Here is a 16760-nt window from a genome sequence, read left to right as displayed (position 1 = left end):
ACGCGATAGTTGTGGCCACTCCGAAGGCAGCATCACGTGGTGCCTATGCATATCACGAACCGGATGTAGACGGCGATCCGATGTGCAATGCAGGCCCTCCAGATACCGAATTTGTGCCGATGACTGTTGCCGAGGCTCAGAAGAAAAACATGGCCCCATGTGAATTTTGTGAACGGATTCGGTAATACCGCCATTGAGTGTGCCTTATTCTATCAATAAATGATACTTTTTCGCTAATTGACTTCACCAAAACCACCAGGCTGACCGAATCGCTACAGTCGCAAGCCCCTGTCATTCGTAAATTACAAAAATACACTCACGGAGTGGTATTTATGGATGATGTATCTGGGGTTGAAACTACACTGAGCCGATGGTTTAGGGGGCATTGGCAATCGGTTTTTATTATCGTGGCAATTGCTGGCGTTGCGATATATCTTGAATGGGGGCCGCTCACGAAACCTGGGTTCCCGTATCCAAATGACTTCTTTTCAAACCTCATTCCGGTGCTTCACGCTCGTGCCTCTGTCGCAAGCGGCGAGTTGCCACTCTATACTGAGCAGTGGTACGGTGGCGAGTGGCAGTTCGCAAACCCGCTGTGGAAAGGCTTCTATCCGCCATGGTGGCCGATGTTCCTGCCCTGGGTGCCGATGCTGGCATACTATAAGTTCCTGTATGCGGCCCACATCATCGCAACAGCGGCGGTATCATACGTCTATGGCCGGCGATACCTAAATCAACTCTCCGCTAGCGTGATCGCGCTATTATTCACGCTGATAATCATCCACTTCAACGGCCATATCGAAAAGGTGCTTTCATGGCCGTGGATTGTCCTAGGGCTGTGGCAGCTCCATCCATCCCAGATCGACACCGACCCCTCTCGTGCAGGACTCCTGGCCGGATTCGGTGTGGCTGCAGGCTATCTGTCTGGGAGCATCTATTTTGGGACGTATCTGTTGGTGGCCGCGGCCTGCGTTTTTGTGGCGCGTCGGAGTGCAGCAGCGATGAGAACCGCCGTCCTGAGCGGGCTGATCGCCACTCCGAAGATTCTCTCTCTAATCCCGGTCTTACTGCGGGACACAGCACGGCCACAGATGGGCGGTGGGCTGTCAGTAACGCAGATTCTCACAGGACTGTCGGGCTACTGGCTCGTCGAAAACGAGCTTTCACGTGGCCCACTCACTTTCGAGTCGTACGCTGTCGTCGGGTTTCCGATGGTGTTACTCGGAATCGCGGGGTTCTGGCTGCTGTACTATACCGAGGATACTGAACGCAAGCACTGGGGCGTGGGTGTGACAGCGGCCATCGTCCTTGGTGTGGCGCTGTCGATGGGCGTCAGGATCGCCTACGATCTCCCTGTCGTCCAGTTCCTTCGAGTCGCACCACGAGGGGTGTATCTGGTTCTCTTGGGTGTCGTTCTGTTAGCTGTTGTGGCAATCCGAGCCGGTGAGCGTGCTGAGTACAGACCACTAAGAGTGGCGATAGCAGTGGCGGTCGTCCTCGCAGCTGTGAATGGCGTCGCCGTCGCGGCCGAGACGCAACAATCTACTGGGGGATACAACGTTGAGACAGGCGACCAAGTCGCGGCCGCGCTCGCAGCGACGACATGTGATGATATCTGGGTTGAGGCAGGCGTCCCTGATGACCCAGAAGTCGGGTATACGCTAACAAAAGAGGGGTACCGGCTCCAGGTCACGTACTACGGTCGCTATGGGCAGGAGTACGCGATCAACAACAGCGACGGGACGGTCGCTTTCGATGCGTTGCTGGTCAACGAACCAATCTCGGTAGGCGGTCCGGTGAGGCTAACTGGGCAGTGGGGGGCTGCGCGTCAGTTTATCTTTGATTCCTCGCAAGTCCGGGAGTATACAACTGTCAATTCGACTGGTGGCCCAGTGTATATCTATACGAGGCCGAGTTGTCACCCCAGCGCAACCGCCTGACCCAACAAGCACGAGTTGACTATTACGCCCGGTCGGCCGTCTCCGACAGCTGAGACTGGATGTCACTGACGACCTCCGAGACCGGCGCTCGCGTCCCGCACTGGAGCGCGATGCGGCCGGGCTCTCTGGTCAGACTCTCGATCTCAAAGCCGTCCTCGCCGGGGATGTCCAAGACCACATCGTCAAGCAGCGACTGACCGGCGTCTAGCCGAGAAAGAACGAGCTCCGCGGTCACGCGGGGCGAGTCGGCGCCGCGGACGATCTGTGAGGCCGCCACCTTCGCCTCGCGGCTGGTGGTCACGCTGTTGATCGTCTGCGTGGGGAGCTCGCGATCACCGGCACTGAACGTCTCCGCCTGATAGCTCCCCACGGGCTTGAACTCGTACGAGATCGTCAGCGGCTGCCCGTCCGTGATGTCGCCGCTTGATAACGTTGTGATCGTCCCGGGCTGATACTCGATTGAGTAGTCGATACTCTCCTCGTACTCGGTCCCGTCGTTGGCGACCAACGACTCCCGGCCGGGCAGCAGGCGATCCTGATCGAGCGCCTGTGCGGTGCCGTGGTCGGCGATGATCGGCTCGCCGTCGCGGCGCCGGAAGCTGCCTTCGACGGTCGCCTTCTTGTAAATCCGGAGGTCCTTCTCGACACTGCGAGAGACGACGGCGCCGGGGGTCGCGCTCCCGCGAGTACCGCCGCGGGCCCAGTTGACCTCAATCGAGCCCGAGGCTGGATCCCACTGGAGCTCCCACAAGCTGTTGGCGTATGCCGCGACCACGTTGAGCCAATCCAACACAGAGCCGTTAAACGTCCGGTTTTGGAGGACCGGCGAGTCTTCGAGACGGGCGTAGAGCTCGTAGCCGTCAAGCCGCGTCGGATCGAAGCCGGACAGCGGCGTCGCCCCATCCCGGATTCCGCTGCGGCCGATCTGCGCGCGGAAGCGGAGCTGTCCGCCAGAGGAGGGGAACGTGAAGGTCGCGTTCGACGGCGACGCGGTCTCGTAAGTCCCGCCGTTGTTGTTGGAAACAGCAATCTGCGAGTCAGTCGTGAAGCCTGTAAACGACGAGTCGACCCGGGCGCCGACGACGGCAGCTGCCGTCGCAGCATCCTCGAAGTCAAGCTGTGGTCCGTTAGGGTAGAGCTCCGGGCCCGAGAGATGGTAGACACCGTCGCCGTCGGGGTCGGTTGTGTTGTTGTCGAACGTGTGTGAAAACCGGGTATCGTGTGGGGCGATCACGTCGATAAACCGCTCACCAGTCCCGTTGCCTTCTGTCCGAGCCCGGACTGTGTACGTATTCCCAGCTTCCAGCCGCGGCGCCTCGGCCCCGAAAACGGTCTCATAGACGCCGTCCCACGACATCGACAGCAGGTTGTTGGTCTCGCCGATCCGCTCCTCGCTAGTCGGGATGTCCGGGCCGGCAAGCTCCCAGATGACGAACGGCGCATCGGTGGTGCCGTAGTTCCTGTAAAAAATCTCGAACGCGCCCGCTGGGATGTCATACTGAGGCGTGAAATCGTAGTAGCGCACCGAAACCTGGTCGCGAAAGCCGATCGCCTCGTTGCCAGAGAGTGCCGTGTCGCCGGTCGAGCCAAACCCGTCGCCGGTTTCGTCGTCCCAGTCCTCGGCCTCAACCGTCCAGCAGGTCTGGAGTGATTCGATGCCGCCGTTCGTGAACTGCGCCGGCGTCGTATCCAGTAACTGCCCGTTCGGGTCGGTTTCCTTCTCCGCCAGCCGATTGAGCAAGTCCGTCTCGCTGCTGGCCTCTTGGACCAGCCGCTCGTCGGTCCCGCTGGCGGGATCGTCGAAGTCCGTCGCGTACGCTGTGTTGCTCTGGACGGCATCCCGAGCTGCGATGTAGGCCTCCTCCTGGTCGACCTCGATCGCGACCGGCGCGTCCAGTTGCTTGCCACCCTCGCCCACGAGGACGGCCCGATCGTCCTGGCGCTCGACGCGGCGGAGTTCGTCGATCGGGAGCCGCTGGCCGTTGAGCCACGCTCGCATGTCGGGCTCGGCACCCTCCCAGGAGTCGTCCAGCCACCGGTCGCTCTTGCGAACGGGGACTTGCAGCTCGGGCTTGCCGTTGAGGTTGGGAAGATACTGGGCTTGGTCGATGGGGTCGACGCGAAGCGTTGACCCGCTGGGGTGGTCGACCTCGATGCGATAGCGGTCACTCATATCTCGACCTCCGCCTTCGGAACGATCCCGCTGGTCGGCTCGGGCCCGGGCGCGTAGCTGGCGGCGATCGGGCCGAGCAGGTCTTGGAGGCCGGCGGGCGGCGCCCCACCACCGGGCTCGCGCCAGATAGCGTTATCGAGCCCGCGGATGAACGAGCCCAACACAGTGGCCGTGCTGGACCCGTCCGAGAACGTGAACCGGCCCACCACGACGGGCAGGTCGATGCGCTCCAGCGCCGCGGACTGGAGGTTCCACGAGGATGCGCCCAGCGAGACGTTGCTGTAGTTGACGCCGTCCCACCGCGACGCCGACAGCGAGCCGTCAGTGGTCACGCGCAACCGCTGGGTCTCGAAGCGGATCCCGCCGCGGGGGTCGTGCGTCGTCGAGTAGACGCGCTGCCACTGCGAGGGGACGGTCGTGCCGTCGATGGTCGCGCTCTTGGACCGACCGTAGTCGTCCCACACCCGGCTATCGGTCTGCCACTCTTGACCGTAGGCCACCGAGTAGAGCAGCGTCGGTCGGTCGAAGCTCACGCCCGTGGCGTCGTAGATCTCGATGTTCGCGTTCTCTCCGTCCTCGACGCGAGACGACGACGCAGAAGTCACGTCGCCGGTCGTCTCGTCCCACCATCGGATGTCGGACGCGGCGGCGGGCACGCCGATCTCGCCGATCGAGGGATCGCCGCTGCTGTTGGGCGTCGTCGTTGTGACGGCCCGCCAGTGGGACTGTCGCGAGCCCTTGAGCGTGAGCCGCCCGTCGAAGCGGAAGAGGCCGTCCGACCGCGGATCCGGGCGCTCGCTGCGGACGTTGTCCAGCGCGTAGTAGCCGTCCTCCTTGGTCGGCTGTGAGCGGCCGGCAAACGGGACCACGTCGATGCCGCTGGCGCTGAACAGCTCTTCGACTTCGCGGGCAGAGAGTTCGGCGAAGCGACCGGCGTAGTAGCCCGTCAGCGTCTTTTCGTCGGGGTCGCTGGAGATAGGCTCGACGGTCCCGGGGCGGCCGTTCAACTGCCCAAGCTTCGAGAGTTGTTTGCGCTGGTCGCCGCCGGCGCGGGTCTGTGCATCCGAGGGGATGTTGACGGCATGGAGCAGGCGCTGTGTCATGGGGTTCGCTCACCGCCCTGGAGGACGCTCTGGATGTCGCCGGCGTTGCCGAACGAGATCGTTCCCGAAAACGACGACGTGTCCTCGCGGGCGTCGGTCGGCAGCTGGAACTGGAGGACGACCACTTCACGGGGTTCGAACTTCCCGCCGGTGGAGAACTCCGAGTGTTCTAGGGTGGCCGGGTTGTCGCTGGAGATTCGCGTCCGTTCGAGGGCGTTCACGAGTTCGTCTCGCTTCGACCTGGCCGAGTCGTCGGCCGCAGAGTCGCCCCACTGCTCGGTGTTGCCCTCGTGTTGCGTGAACCTGACTTCGGTCCGCGAGACGGCGGCGCCGGCGCCGAGGTAGATCCCGTCGCCGGTGCCGTTCCCCTGGCCCGAGAGTCCGAGTTCTTCGAGGATCGCGAGGCCCTGCTGGGCGCCGTTGAACAGCCAGAGCGTCTCCCGCTGCGGGTCGACGGAGACGTTGCGCGTCGTCCGGAACACCGTTCCGTTGGGAAGCGTGAGTCGGATGCCAGAGAGCGGGGCCATTACCGACGCAACCCCCCGCGCTGGAAGTCGCGTTTGATCTTGTCGACTTCGCGCTTGACCTCGTCCAGTTGTCGCTGGACATCCTTGGACTGGTCGACCTCGATGTTGATGTCTCCCGTTTGGGTCTGGTTCCGGAGGTCGTTTGGGCTAGGCGGCTCTTCTTGCTCGTCAACGAGCTCGCCGGTCTGTTGGCGGTTCCGGAGTTCGTTCGGCCCTGGAGGGCCGCCTGTGGGGAGCGTTCCGGTTCGTTGTCTGTTCCGGAGTTCGTTCGGCCCGCGGTTTGTCGTCACATCAGAGCCAGTGTCCAGTGGGTCTGTCAGCGGATCCGACCGCGAACGGTTTCGGAGTTCGTTCGGTCCAGGCGGCCGCTCGCCTGCGGGGTCGGTAAATGTCTCTGCGGACTTGATCGCTTCTTTGATTTGTTTTGAGGCTTCGCGGCCGAGAATCCCGCCAATCGTTGCAGCGCCAAATCGCTTTTTTAACGCCTTTCCGGCTTCGAGTCCGATGTTCGCGCCCAACTGTGCTGGGTTAGTCGCCCCGAAGATCCCGCTCTGGCGAAGCGTGTTTTGCAACCCTTCAAGTCCCGTATCTTGGGCGCTGTTGTTCGCTGTATTCTGCTGGAGTTGTTCGATGCCCAAGATGCTCGCCAAGTTGAGTCCTGCGCCAGTGGTGGCCGCAAGCACTCCCAAACCGGCTGTGCCCGCAGTTCCCAAGGCCGCCCCGCCGCCGAGGCCGCCGATGAACCCGGTCGTTCCGCCACCACCACCGCCGGCAGCGCCCTGTTCCAGTTCGTCGAGGATATCCTCCAACACGGCGAGCTGCTCGTCGAGCGTGTCTTCGGCGGCGGCCGTGCCGCCAGCGGCGGCGACCCCGCCATCGGTCCGGGGGCGCTGTCCAACAGTCTGTGCGGCGCCGACCGTCACCTCACCGAGCGCCTCTTCGACCTCGTCGCGGGCGCTGGCGAGTGAGGACTGGTCGACGGTGACGGTCAGCGTCGCAGATGCACCAAACTCTGTCATCGGCCCCTCCAGTGGGTGTGGTAGACGATCATCGCCGCCTCCAGATCACGCTCGGGCCACTCCCGGACCGCGCGGGGATCGTGTCCGCAGCAGGCCAGACACGCGATCGCGTAGTCGACCCAACTGGCACGGTCTAACCCTCCTGGGCCGCTTTGAGCCGCTCGCTGAAGCTCCGAAAATCTTGGCGGCCGAGCGTGGTCAGGTCGTCGATCCACTCGTAGAGCCACTTCGCGACGCCCTCAGGGAGCTCGGCGACCGTGGCGACCTTATCCTCAAACGGGTCGCCACCGCTCAGTTCGCCAGGCTCCAGAAACGGCGCGTCGACGAGGCCGGCAGCGACCCAGACGTTCCGTCTCGTCCCGGGGTTGTCGCCCGGGCCGTCGTTGTGGGCTTGCACGTCGGCCATCCAGTCGTCGACCTTCGCGAAGCCGCCGGCAGTCAGCCCCTCCACAGTGACCTCGGCGTCGCGATCGTAGCCGTCGAAGCCCCGATCGTTGCCGTTGATGAGAAGCGAGACGCCACCGAGCGCCGCCTGCGTGGTCGAAACAGACTGGACGATGGATGCGCCAGTCTCTGTTTCGTCGAGGTCGTCGGCGTTAAGGATTGGATCGACGCCAGCGTCCAGCTCCGCGTCGAGTCGGTCGTATTCCTCGCCGAGTGTTCGCGTCTCCTGGGCGGTAAAGTCGGTCATGCGATGCTCACCCCGCCGTTGACGTGGAACGTCTGGGACTGCGTGAGGTTGTTCTCGCCGTCGATAAGGCTGTTCCACGACGTGCTCTGGGGCTTGCACGACGGGAGGCTATACTCGGCGACCGTGTTACCCTGAACGTCGTACGAGAGCGTCAGCGGGATCGCCTCCAACCGATCCTGCGTGCTGGTCGGCGAGGAGGTGCTGCCGTAGGCGATCCCGAGCTGAGTATCCTGCTGCTCGTCGTAGATCGCCTCTAACTCCAGCGTTGTGGTCGGCGCGGCCAGTGTCGCGTCGGCGGGTGTCGGCGTCTCGTCGCGATAGAACCGGTACATGTTGCTGATCGATAGCGTCGCCGACTGGAGCAGGGAGACCTGGGCACCGTCGGCGTCCAACTGACAGCCGTGGAACGGCACGTCGTTGCCGTTGGTCGCCCGCGAGACGCCGGTCGGCGTGATCGACGTGTTGCGCTCCTCGTCGGCGTAGCCCATGGTCAAACTCTCTCGGATCTCGCCGCCCTGGGTGTAGGTCTGGGAGTACTCCAGTGGGATGCACCCCTTGAGCACGCGCTCGCGGACGCTTGGCGGGTCCGACGGCGTCGGGAGGTACTCCGTCCCGACGTACCACCGACTCAGTGCCGCTCGCCCGCTCGTGAACCCGTTGCCGCCGTCGTTGAACACGATATCACGGATGTTGCCGTGCGTATCGTTCGACATCGTCCACGAGAGGCCGAACGACCCTTCCAGGTTCTGTGCGAGCGAGTCGACGGCCTCGGCGTTGTCCTCGGTCCGCATCCGAGTGAGGACGCGCTCCAGCGTCAGCTCCTCGACGGTCGGGTTGCGGCCGGGGGAGTAGTAGTTGGGCGAGCCGGGAACGCTCATGAACCCGTCGCTTTTGACGAACGCGAGTGACGCGGCGCCGGCGCCCGTCATGCTGTTCCTCCGGTCTGGGTGTTACTGGTCATGATTGTAGTCCTGAAAAGTCCGTGCCGGGTCTGGAGCTCGGCCCCGGCGGGCGTCATCGGTTGGTTTCAGCAGCGAGCGCGCGAATCAGCCGGGCACTGTGCCCGCAAAGTCACCGCCGGTAGACTCGGAACAAGATGTCGACATCCGCTGCCCCTGTCGTCTCCTCAACGACAAGTTTAGCCTGTCCGCCCGTGTCCCACCCTATCCGCTCTTCTATCTCGACATCGGAAGATGGGGTGTTCGCCGGGTCGAGAGCGACGCTTGTTTTAACCTCGTCCCACCCGACGCTTGGATTGCCCGCGAACGAGTTAACAACACTTGACGAGCCTGCTGAGATGGTTGCAGACCCACTTCGAACAAGTCGGTACCCATCGGGATAGCGAACGTTTGTCCGGGGTGTTGACGGATAGGTCACCGGCCCTTCGAGCGTGCTCTCATACGGGACGATAGAGACGTTAGATGCCCCCGACACTCCCTGGATATTGATTGCGTCGCCAGTGTTGGAGCCGTCGGTTTTGGGCGAAAATGGGATAACCACATCTCCGGTGCCCTCCTTGAGGATTCCGTCGCCGGCGCACTCACGGACGGCGTTGGGCATAAGGACAGCTGTCGCGTCCTTGACCCTGATACCGTGAGCGCCTTGGTCAGTGAATGTGAACTGACCGCCGTTGACGTAGAGTTGGCCGCCGCCGACCCAGTTGATGCAGGCCGCTCCCTTTGCCCCCTCCATATGGCAGTCAACGACCCGCGTCCGATTCCACGACGAGTTGAGACTCTCAACGATGTTGTTATGGGGGCCGACGAAGGTGCAACCGTTGATTGTCCAGTCCGACCCGGAGTTGCCGAGTGCATCGTCGGTAAAAGCGACGCCAGTGGCAGTGTCTGATCCTCCGCTAAAATCTGACCCTCTGATAAACCCGTTGAACCCCCGCCCAGTTATCTCAATAGCGGCGCCCTCATAGCCGCGCAGCTGGCAATTGCTGATGTGGTGTCCAGCTTCGCGGAGTCGCATCCCAGCCGCGGACCCCGGCATCTTGGCGTGGAGTCCGTCAACCCAAACGGATGCTTGGTCGTCTCCCGGCTCGTTAGACCCGTCCGACTCTTCGGGCTTGCCGGAGAGGTGCAAAAATGGGCTCCCATCTGAGATAGTCACGGTCAGCGACGCGCCCGCGGTTGCCTGCGCTTGCCCGCCACCGACACCTTGCACGGACACTGGGGTGGGGTCGTCGTCGGGCGTCGCAACAGTGTTCGCAAACTCAAACTGCGTGCCATCGGGAGCGAGGTGTGGCTGGTGAACCACGCCGCCCTGTGTGTTGGCGACCAGCCAGTCAACAGCAGCTTGTGTCGCCCCCTCATCTGTGCTGTGGTTTCGGGGGTCCTTGACAGAGACACCCGCCCCCGGAGAGAGCGCGACAACGAAGCCGCGAGCGGTCGCAGCGTGGACCGATTGCGGTTTTCCGTCGGTCTCCTCGGGCGAGATTTCGGGTGTGCTGACCGACGAGGGGGTGATGTCCGACTCGTTGATCGCGTCCCGCGCGGCGCTCGCGAAGTTCGAAATCTGGCTGGCTGCGTAGTCGCCGGCTTGAGCGGCAACCGCGCCTACTCGGCCGAACACCGACTGAACCGGCGCCGCCGCCGAGGCTTCACTGTCCGTGTAGCGTGCGTGGTGGTCATCGTCCGAGACGGTCGACTGGTCGATGTCGTCGTGGGAGATGTCGGCCGGATCGACGCCGATCGTCAGTGTACCGGTGCCGTCGTCGTAGGTTTTCGCGACCAGTCCCGAGGTCTGGATGAGTCCGTTGACAGCGTCTTGAACCTCCTCTTGATCCAGTGCCGACGTGTTGACGGTCAGCGCGTCGTTGGCGTCGTCGTAGCTGACCGTGACCTTGTCGCCACCGACGAGCAGTGCGGCGACCGCGTCCTCAACTTCTTCTTCGTCGAGGGCGTCGGTGTCCAGCTGGACTTCGTCGGCGCTGTCGTTGTGGGTGACGGTGAGATTGTCGCCGGCGACCAGCGTCTGGGCGATCCAGTCCTCAACCTGCTCGCGGACGGCGGCGACCGTGATCGTGTCGCCGGCGTCGTCGACGGTGATGTCGATCCCGGTGCCGGCCGACAGCGTTGATCCGATCTCGTCGCGGACTTCCTCGTCGTTGAGCGCGCTGGTGTCGATCGTGAGCGTGTTGCCGGCGTCGTCGTAGCTGACCGAGATGTTGCCCTCGGCCGCGGCCAAGCCCCCGACGACATCCTCAACAGCCTCCTCGAAGTCCTCGATGAAGCCCGAGGAGAGGCCTGTGACTCGCACGTCGATGACATCGTCCTTGATGAGCTGCTCGGCGTTGGCGCTGACGTAGACCTCGGCCAGCGGGACCGCCGTCAGGCCTGCGAGGTCGGGCGGCGCCGGCCGCTCGGTGTCGATACGCGTCGCATCGCTGGGGTCGCGCTGCTCCGGTTGGCCCTGGGCGACTTGGATGTCGCCGTTGCTGTCGATGTAGACGACGTCCTTGCGCGGGAACGTGTCGTCGGCCTCGGCGATCGTGACGGTGTCCTGTGCGACCGACACCCGCGACCCGTCGATGAGGACGGTCCCGTCGTTGACGACGAGCGTGTCTTGCCCGCCGACGGTGCCCGTGTTGATGTTGACCTCGCACTCGTTGCCGACGCCGGAGACGACAGCAGAGCCACCGAAGGCCTTGGCGAGAAGGTTGTAGTACAGTGCCTGCCAGCTCTCTTTGTCCTGGTACTCGATCATGATATATCACCAAAACGGGACTGTCCTGCGCTAGTCGTCCCGAAGCCGATGCCGGGGGCGTCCGGGATCGGCAGCGTCTCGTATCCGTTGAAAACCACGTCGAACGTCGCCAGGTAGTAGTCGCTGTGGCTGGCCGCGTCGTCGACCTCGTTGGCGAGCGTCAGGTCCGTGTAGCTGACGTGCCGAGCGCCGGCGTCAGGGAACGTCCGCCGGTTCGTGATCGCCCGCCGGACCGCCCGGACGGCGTCGGCCCACGGGATGCCACTCTCGCCGGCGGGGTCGATCTTGCCCCACTCGCTCGTGTGCATGCCCTCGATCCGGACGCCGACGATGGTCTCACGGCGGTGGTCGTATTCGGTCCCGATCGGCTCACTCGTCGTGTCGGCATGCGTGACACCGACGAAGACGCCGTCTTTGAGGTCGCCCGACCGCGAGCGGACGGAGCCAGACATGTCGAACGACCCGCTGCCGTCGTAGAGCTGTGACTCGTCGCGGTCGACGCGGATCAACTCGACTGGGTTGCCGTTGCTGTCGCTGTACCCAGCGGCGATGTTGGACTGAGCGCTGGCCAGCTGGTCCAGGACCCACGTCGTCTCCGGAGCAGTCACGACTCGACCTCCCGGCGGAGCCAGTGCAACGCGTCGCGGATCGCGCGGGTCTCCTCGATGCCCGAGACCTCGACCTCGGGCAAGAACGCGGTGCCGTCAGGAAACATGTCGTCGAGATACGGATACTCGTCGGCGTCGAATTCGAAGACGAGCACCGGGTCGCCCTCGACGGTGTGGTCCGATGTGCCGAACTCGAAGTACTTGATCGCCGGGTGGTCGTAGCCCCACCTGACGGTGATGGAGTTGCCCGATCGGTCGACCTCGGCGCCGGTGAACGAGTCGAGGATCGGTTCGACGTTGTAGTCCTCTTCGCGAGCGTAGCGCTCTAGCCGGCCGCGAACCCGCTGCGTGGCCTGGAACACGATGTTATCCCGGCTGCCGACCAGCTGGCGCTCGGCGTCGTCGAGGACGGCCTTTTGGAGGTCCTGCTCGAACCCGTTGTTGAGTGTGGTCATCGGTGGATCACCGCGCGCCCTGCAAGGTGGTGGTCAGCGCTGGTTCCGATGCGGCACAGTCGGGCATGCTCGCCCACGTCGACGCGATCGTCGGTCTCCGGGACCAGCGCGTCTATCGGGTCCCCGCAGTTGGGGCACAGCAGCGGGAGATGAGGGCCGTCGGCGTCGATGTCCTCGATGGGCGTGGCGTCGGGGTCGTTTGGCTCGCGGAGTCCGAGCGCGGTGGTGAGGCGGGTCCAGAGTCGCGTCACTGATAGACCTCCAGCAGCTCCTCGGCCTTGCGCTCGAACTGCTCGGCCAGCGACTCGACGTTGTAGACCTCGACGTTGTTCGGGATCTGGATCGCCGCCTCCTCGACGAAGTCCGACGCCGCCCGAAACGCGACGGCGCGGCGCACGGTCTGGGGGATGCCCTTGTGGCCGTACTCCCAGACCAGATACACCGCGTTCGCGAACGACTCCAAGACGTACTCGTCGTCCTCGTCCTCCTTGAGGAGGTTCTCGGTGTCGACGTACAGTCGCGACCAGCCACCGTTGTTGACGCGGAGGTAGTAGTCCTCGCCCGACGGCGGCCAGGATCCCTCGTCGTAGTCCGCGCTTGCCGCCCAGTCCTCGAAGGTCCCGTCGCCCTGGCGGACGTGGAGTGCCGACACGCTCTCGGCGTCGCGACGGGCGAGTTTGATCTTCGCGTACGTGCCTTGCGAGGTCTTGGGCGTCGGGCCGTCCTCGTCGACGACGAATGCCGACGCCGTCGGGATGTCTTCCTCGTCGTCGCGCTCCTTTGGGCTCGTGGGGATGTCGATCGCCGTCGCCTCGTCGAGGATGTCAGCGCCGGTGGGCGCGTACCAGTGGCGCTTCAGCGTCTTCTCCAGCCACTCGGTCTGGGCGGTGATGCTGTCGACGGCGATCTGTTGGTCCCCCTCGACATCGCCTGGGAGATCCGCCTCTCGGAGCGCTCGGCGGAGGTCCTCCAGCGTGCAGTATCCTGTGTCAGGCATGGGAAATCACCGCGGTCAGCTCGCCATCAGCGTGATCGTCGCCTCGTCATCCGTCGTGCCGGTCCCGCTCGTACAGCGGAGCCGGATCTCGTCGGCCCCGAACTCGAGGACGTCGTCGTAGTCAGCGCTGCCGGAGTACCCCGAGCGCACACCCTGAATCCAGTCGCGGCCGTTCTTCCGAACGTCCACCGCGTAGTCCGCCGTGCCGTCACCGCGGACGTGGACATCGACGATGTTGTTGTCGAGCAGCCGGAGTGCAACGGCGTTGCCGGCGCTCTCGATGTCGATCGTCTCCTCAGTGGTCGGCACGAGTCAGCCCTCCAGCTCGTCGCGACGTTCGTCGACGGCGTCGATCACCGTCTCGCTGGTCTCGGCGTCCTCAATCTCGGCGAGATAGTCGTCGAGTCCGCCAGCCCGGACTGCGTCGGCCCGGTCCTGATAGTCGTTGTCCAGCCAGCCATTCGCCGAGAAGTCAGTCGCGTCACCGGGATCGAACCGGAACTCACTGTCGCCCTCATCGGGATCGGTATCCTCGCTGTTGCCCTCACCGGCCTCGTCGAGGACCTCGAAGTCGTCGTGGTCGCCGAGGTAGCCGGCGAGATCGTCGTCGACGTTGTGCTCGTCACCAGGGTCGAAGCCGTGGCCCCCGACGCGGTAGTGCCCGCCATCACCGGTGTGCCGAACTCGGGGCATCGTCAGGCGCTCCCGGTCGCGACGACGACCCAGCCGCTTGTCGTCCCATCGACGTTTCGGACAGTCGCCGTGGCGCCAGCGCTCGTGATGTCGGCCGGCCCGGTTCCCACGAAGTCGGCGTCGGCGAACGACAGCGTCGGCGTGTTCGACCCGCCATTGTGGACGACGGTCACCTCGTGACCTTCCTGGGCAGCTGCGTCCAGATCGACGCTGTTGGTCCCGTCGGGGTTGACGACGTGTGTACGGGTGTCCTTCGCGACGGTCGTGGCGGCGCCGTTGCCGGGACTGACGGTCTCGGCGTACGGTGAGGCCTCACCCTCGAAGTGTTCGCGGATGCGGTTGTTGGTGGTCGTCATCGGGTCTCACCCCGGATGTCAACCACGATTTCAGTATCCGATCCGATCCGGTGGTTTTCTTCCAAGCTTTCAAGCTCGGACTCGGCTCCAGCTGCGGTATCCGAGACCACGACGACTTCGTCCACGGTATGTGCCATCCGTCACTCACCTCAGGCACTCGGCAGGTTGTTGATGAGGACGGCGCCGTTCTCGTCCTCGACCGAGAAGTCGTCCCGAGTCCGCATGAAGTACCGCGCGAACAGGTCGTTCTCCGCGGTCTTGTCGGTCGCGTCCAGCACCTCGATCTCGGTCTCCTGCCAGACGCCGTAGATGAGGTTCTCGGGGTAGGTGAACAGCGCCGTATCCTCGGGCCACGCCGCGAACCCGTAAACATCGTAGTTGAACGGCGTCATGTCGTCGTCCGAGAACAGCACGGCCGCCCCGAGCGGATCCTCCCGCTGGGTCAGCTCGTACTCGTAGTTCTCGATGTGCGACAGGTTCATCATGTAGACCGGGCTGTTGACGGTCTGGTTGCGCTTGAACTTGTTCGGCAGCGCTGCCCGAGCCTCGTGCCAGAGGCTGGTGTCGATCGCGCCGTTCTGGTGGTCGTAGGTGTTCGTGTCCGAGCGCTCGTCGAGGATCTTCAGCCAGCCGTCGTTCTGCGAGAGGAACGCCTCCGACGCCCCGCCCGAGGAGTCGTCCTCGTTACCGTTGATCCCGAGGTCCTGCGTGTCCGTCGACCACTGCGACGCCATCTTGTCCAGGACGATCTCGTCGACCTGACCGATGGTGTCCTCGACGGTCTCGCGCGGCAGGTCCCAGTTGAGGACGCCCTTCTCGGCGTCCATCTGGATGCCGTCGGTGTTGACCTCAGCGCTGCCGTTGCTGGTCCCCTCTTCAGTGTTGGCGCCGCGTCGCATCCGCTCACCGACGCCGATCCGGGCGAGCTCCATCTTCTGGCGCGGGAGGATCTCCGTCCGGACCATGTCCAGCAGCATGGACGTGTCCTGGACGCGGCGGAACCAGTCCTCGAAGAGGTCCCGCGGCATCACGCCGCCGGAGAGGTCGGCGGGCGCGACGTCCTTGAGCGCCTCTTCGTTCTGCTTGCGGACGCCGGTCATCCCACCGTACCGCTGGGCGCTCATCGGCGACCCCCCTGGGCGGCCTGCATCTTACTGAGCTTGCTGTCGGGGATGAAGAACGCCTGGCGTTCGCTGATGCCGCCATCGCCGCCGCCTCCCTTTTCGGTGCCGCCGAGCTGCTGGGACTCGGTTGTCCCGGTCTGCTTCGAGATCGCGTCGATGCGCTCGGCGTTCTTCTGGGTCTGCTCGACGACCGCGCGGGCCCACTCGGGGGCGTCATCCAGCGGATCGCCGTCGTCGTCGGCGTTCTGGATCTCGTCGAGGCGCTCGCTGTTCTCTTTGGTCTGTTCGATGATGGTCTGTGCCCACTCGGGGGGCTCGTCGTCCTTGTTGCTCATGTCGTCGGCGGCCGCTGTGCCGCCATCATCCGGCGTCTCGCCGCCGGTGGCGTCCTTGGCTGTCGATGCATCCGGGGGCTCGGACGTACTGCCGTCATCGGACCCGGTCAGCGCGCTGAGAACCGTCGTCGCCGCACGCGTCAGCCGACCTTTGCTCTTTGCGCCGGGCTCGCCGGCGCCGTCGACGTTGATCGCACGGTCGACCACGTCCCACATCCGCTGGGCCGCCTCCTCGCTGTGGCCGCGCTCCAGCGCTTCCTCGATGAAGCCGTTGGGGTTGCCAACGTGCTCGGCGAAGCGCTTCTCGGCGGCCGCTGCTCGTGCCTTCGACGCAGTCAGGATTTGGGCGTCCGGGACGGCCGGGAAGTCGACGGCGCTGACTTCTTGGATGATGCCGTCGGTCAGCTCGTAGTACTCCACGGCGTCGACCTCGTCGGGGACATCCACCTCGTCGGGGAGGTCCTCAGGATCTTCGCCACTGAACGACCAATCGACGCTGACGGCGCCGATAGAATGCCCGCCGAGGATGTCGTCCTCGACGAGTCCCCAGAGTTCGTCGTCGTGGTAGCCCCACGACTGGACCCAGGCGCCTTCGGGGACGGTCTCGCCGCCGATCTCTTCGGCTTCGGCGAGCACCTCGTTGCGCTCGAGGGTCATCCAGTCCGAGGGCCAGACCGAGTGGAGGATCCCACCGTCGGCCTGCTCGGCGTCGATGAAGGCATCGAACTGGGCGGCGAACGCCTCGATCGTCTCCGGGCGCTCCCAGTCGCCGTGGTGGTCGACCGTCCAGGGGACCATGACGACGCCCGTCGCGGTCTGGGCGTCCTCGTCCTTGGCGACGTAGTCGACGCGCTTCTCGTAGTGCTGTTCGTCGCGCTGTACTGGCATGTATCAGTCCTCGTCGGCGGCGTCGTCGGCGTCCTCGTCGTCGTTGGCACGACCGGTTTCGAGGACGCCCCGTTTCTCGCCGCGCTCCTTGTCGCTGTGTTTACTCATAGAGAATCGTGCCCGGTCGTGCCTCGCGCGGG

The 16760-nt window shown here is 64.3% G+C and carries 18 protein-coding genes; 1 reads left to right on the top strand and 17 read right to left on the bottom strand.

What is annotated here, in order from left to right:
• The first annotated feature begins 332 nt into the window (after positions 1-332).
• Entirely contained in the window at positions 333-1940 is a 1608-nt protein-coding gene (locus P1L40_RS01330; protein ID WP_284009513.1) for a hypothetical protein, read from the top strand.
• 22 nt (positions 1941-1962) lie between these two features.
• On the opposite strand, the gene P1L40_RS01325 is transcribed toward P1L40_RS01330, so the two are convergent.
• The 17 genes from P1L40_RS01325 to P1L40_RS01245 form a co-directional block, all read right to left on the bottom strand.
• Positions 1963-4113 carry a hypothetical protein gene (locus tag P1L40_RS01325; protein WP_284009512.1) on the bottom strand — a complete coding sequence of 717 codons (2151 nt, stop codon included), beginning with the start codon at positions 4111-4113 and terminating at the stop codon, positions 1963-1965.
• Complete coding sequence (locus P1L40_RS01320; protein ID WP_284009511.1) at positions 4110-5216, bottom strand: hypothetical protein; 1107 nt, start codon at positions 5214-5216, stop codon at positions 4110-4112. Before P1L40_RS01320 ends, P1L40_RS01325 begins: the two co-directional genes overlap by 4 nt.
• Positions 5213-5743, bottom strand: a complete 531-nt coding sequence (locus P1L40_RS01315; RefSeq protein ID WP_284009510.1) for a hypothetical protein — start codon at positions 5741-5743, stop codon at positions 5213-5215. The genes P1L40_RS01320 and P1L40_RS01315 overlap by 4 nt, the downstream gene beginning before the upstream one ends.
• On the bottom strand, positions 5743-6762 hold the full coding sequence (locus P1L40_RS01310) for a hypothetical protein (RefSeq protein ID WP_284009509.1): 1020 nt from the start codon (positions 6760-6762) through the stop codon (positions 5743-5745). Before P1L40_RS01310 ends, P1L40_RS01315 begins: the two co-directional genes overlap by 1 nt.
• Positions 6763-6895: 133 nt before the next feature.
• The gene (locus tag P1L40_RS01305; protein WP_284009508.1) at positions 6896-7453 is read right to left on the bottom strand and encodes a hypothetical protein; all 558 of its coding nucleotides are present in this window, start codon (positions 7451-7453) and stop codon (positions 6896-6898) included.
• On the bottom strand, positions 7450-8382 hold the full coding sequence (locus P1L40_RS01300) for a phage tail tube protein (protein ID WP_284009507.1): 933 nt from the start codon (positions 8380-8382) through the stop codon (positions 7450-7452). The genes P1L40_RS01305 and P1L40_RS01300 overlap by 4 nt, the downstream gene beginning before the upstream one ends.
• A 142-nt stretch (positions 8383-8524) precedes the next feature.
• On the bottom strand, positions 8525-11164 hold the full coding sequence (locus tag P1L40_RS01295) for a hypothetical protein (protein ID WP_284009506.1): 2640 nt from the start codon (positions 11162-11164) through the stop codon (positions 8525-8527).
• Positions 11161-11772 carry a hypothetical protein gene (locus P1L40_RS01290; protein ID WP_284009505.1) on the bottom strand — a complete coding sequence of 204 codons (612 nt, stop codon included), beginning with the start codon at positions 11770-11772 and terminating at the stop codon, positions 11161-11163. The genes P1L40_RS01295 and P1L40_RS01290 overlap by 4 nt, the downstream gene beginning before the upstream one ends.
• Entirely contained in the window at positions 11769-12227 is a 459-nt protein-coding gene (locus P1L40_RS01285; protein ID WP_284009504.1) for a hypothetical protein, read from the bottom strand. Before P1L40_RS01285 ends, P1L40_RS01290 begins: the two co-directional genes overlap by 4 nt.
• Positions 12224-12478 carry a hypothetical protein gene (locus P1L40_RS01280; RefSeq protein WP_284009503.1) on the bottom strand — a complete coding sequence of 85 codons (255 nt, stop codon included), beginning with the start codon at positions 12476-12478 and terminating at the stop codon, positions 12224-12226. The genes P1L40_RS01285 and P1L40_RS01280 overlap by 4 nt, the downstream gene beginning before the upstream one ends.
• The gene (locus P1L40_RS01275; RefSeq protein ID WP_284009502.1) at positions 12475-13224 is read right to left on the bottom strand and encodes a hypothetical protein; all 750 of its coding nucleotides are present in this window, start codon (positions 13222-13224) and stop codon (positions 12475-12477) included. The genes P1L40_RS01280 and P1L40_RS01275 overlap by 4 nt, the downstream gene beginning before the upstream one ends.
• A gap of 15 nt (positions 13225-13239) precedes the next feature.
• A complete protein-coding gene (locus P1L40_RS01270; RefSeq protein WP_284009501.1) occupies positions 13240-13533 on the bottom strand; it encodes a hypothetical protein in 294 nt (97 codons plus the stop codon).
• Positions 13534-13536: 3 nt separating this feature from the next.
• Positions 13537-13917, bottom strand: coding sequence for a hypothetical protein (locus tag P1L40_RS01265; protein WP_284009500.1), 381 nt, complete (start codon positions 13915-13917; stop codon positions 13537-13539).
• Positions 13918-13919: 2 nt separating this feature from the next.
• A complete protein-coding gene (locus P1L40_RS01260) occupies positions 13920-14273 on the bottom strand; it encodes a hypothetical protein (RefSeq protein WP_284009499.1) in 354 nt (117 codons plus the stop codon).
• A complete protein-coding gene (locus P1L40_RS01255) occupies positions 14270-14398 on the bottom strand; it encodes a hypothetical protein (protein ID WP_284009498.1) in 129 nt (42 codons plus the stop codon). Before P1L40_RS01255 ends, P1L40_RS01260 begins: the two co-directional genes overlap by 4 nt.
• Positions 14399-14422: 24 nt before the next feature.
• Entirely contained in the window at positions 14423-15397 is a 975-nt protein-coding gene (locus P1L40_RS01250) for a phage major capsid protein (RefSeq protein WP_284009497.1), read from the bottom strand.
• Positions 15394-16620, bottom strand: coding sequence for an XkdF-like putative serine protease domain-containing protein (locus P1L40_RS01245; protein WP_284009496.1), 1227 nt, complete (start codon positions 16618-16620; stop codon positions 15394-15396). Before P1L40_RS01245 ends, P1L40_RS01250 begins: the two co-directional genes overlap by 4 nt.
• Between the last annotated feature and the right edge of the window lie 140 nt (positions 16621-16760).

The organism is Haloarcula pelagica (genome assembly GCF_030127105.1).
Taxonomy (GTDB): Archaea; Halobacteriota; Halobacteria; order Halobacteriales; family Haloarculaceae; genus Haloarcula; species Haloarcula pelagica.
The sequence above is the reverse complement of the archived record's forward strand: the minus strand, read 5'-3'. Positions and strand labels throughout refer to the sequence as shown.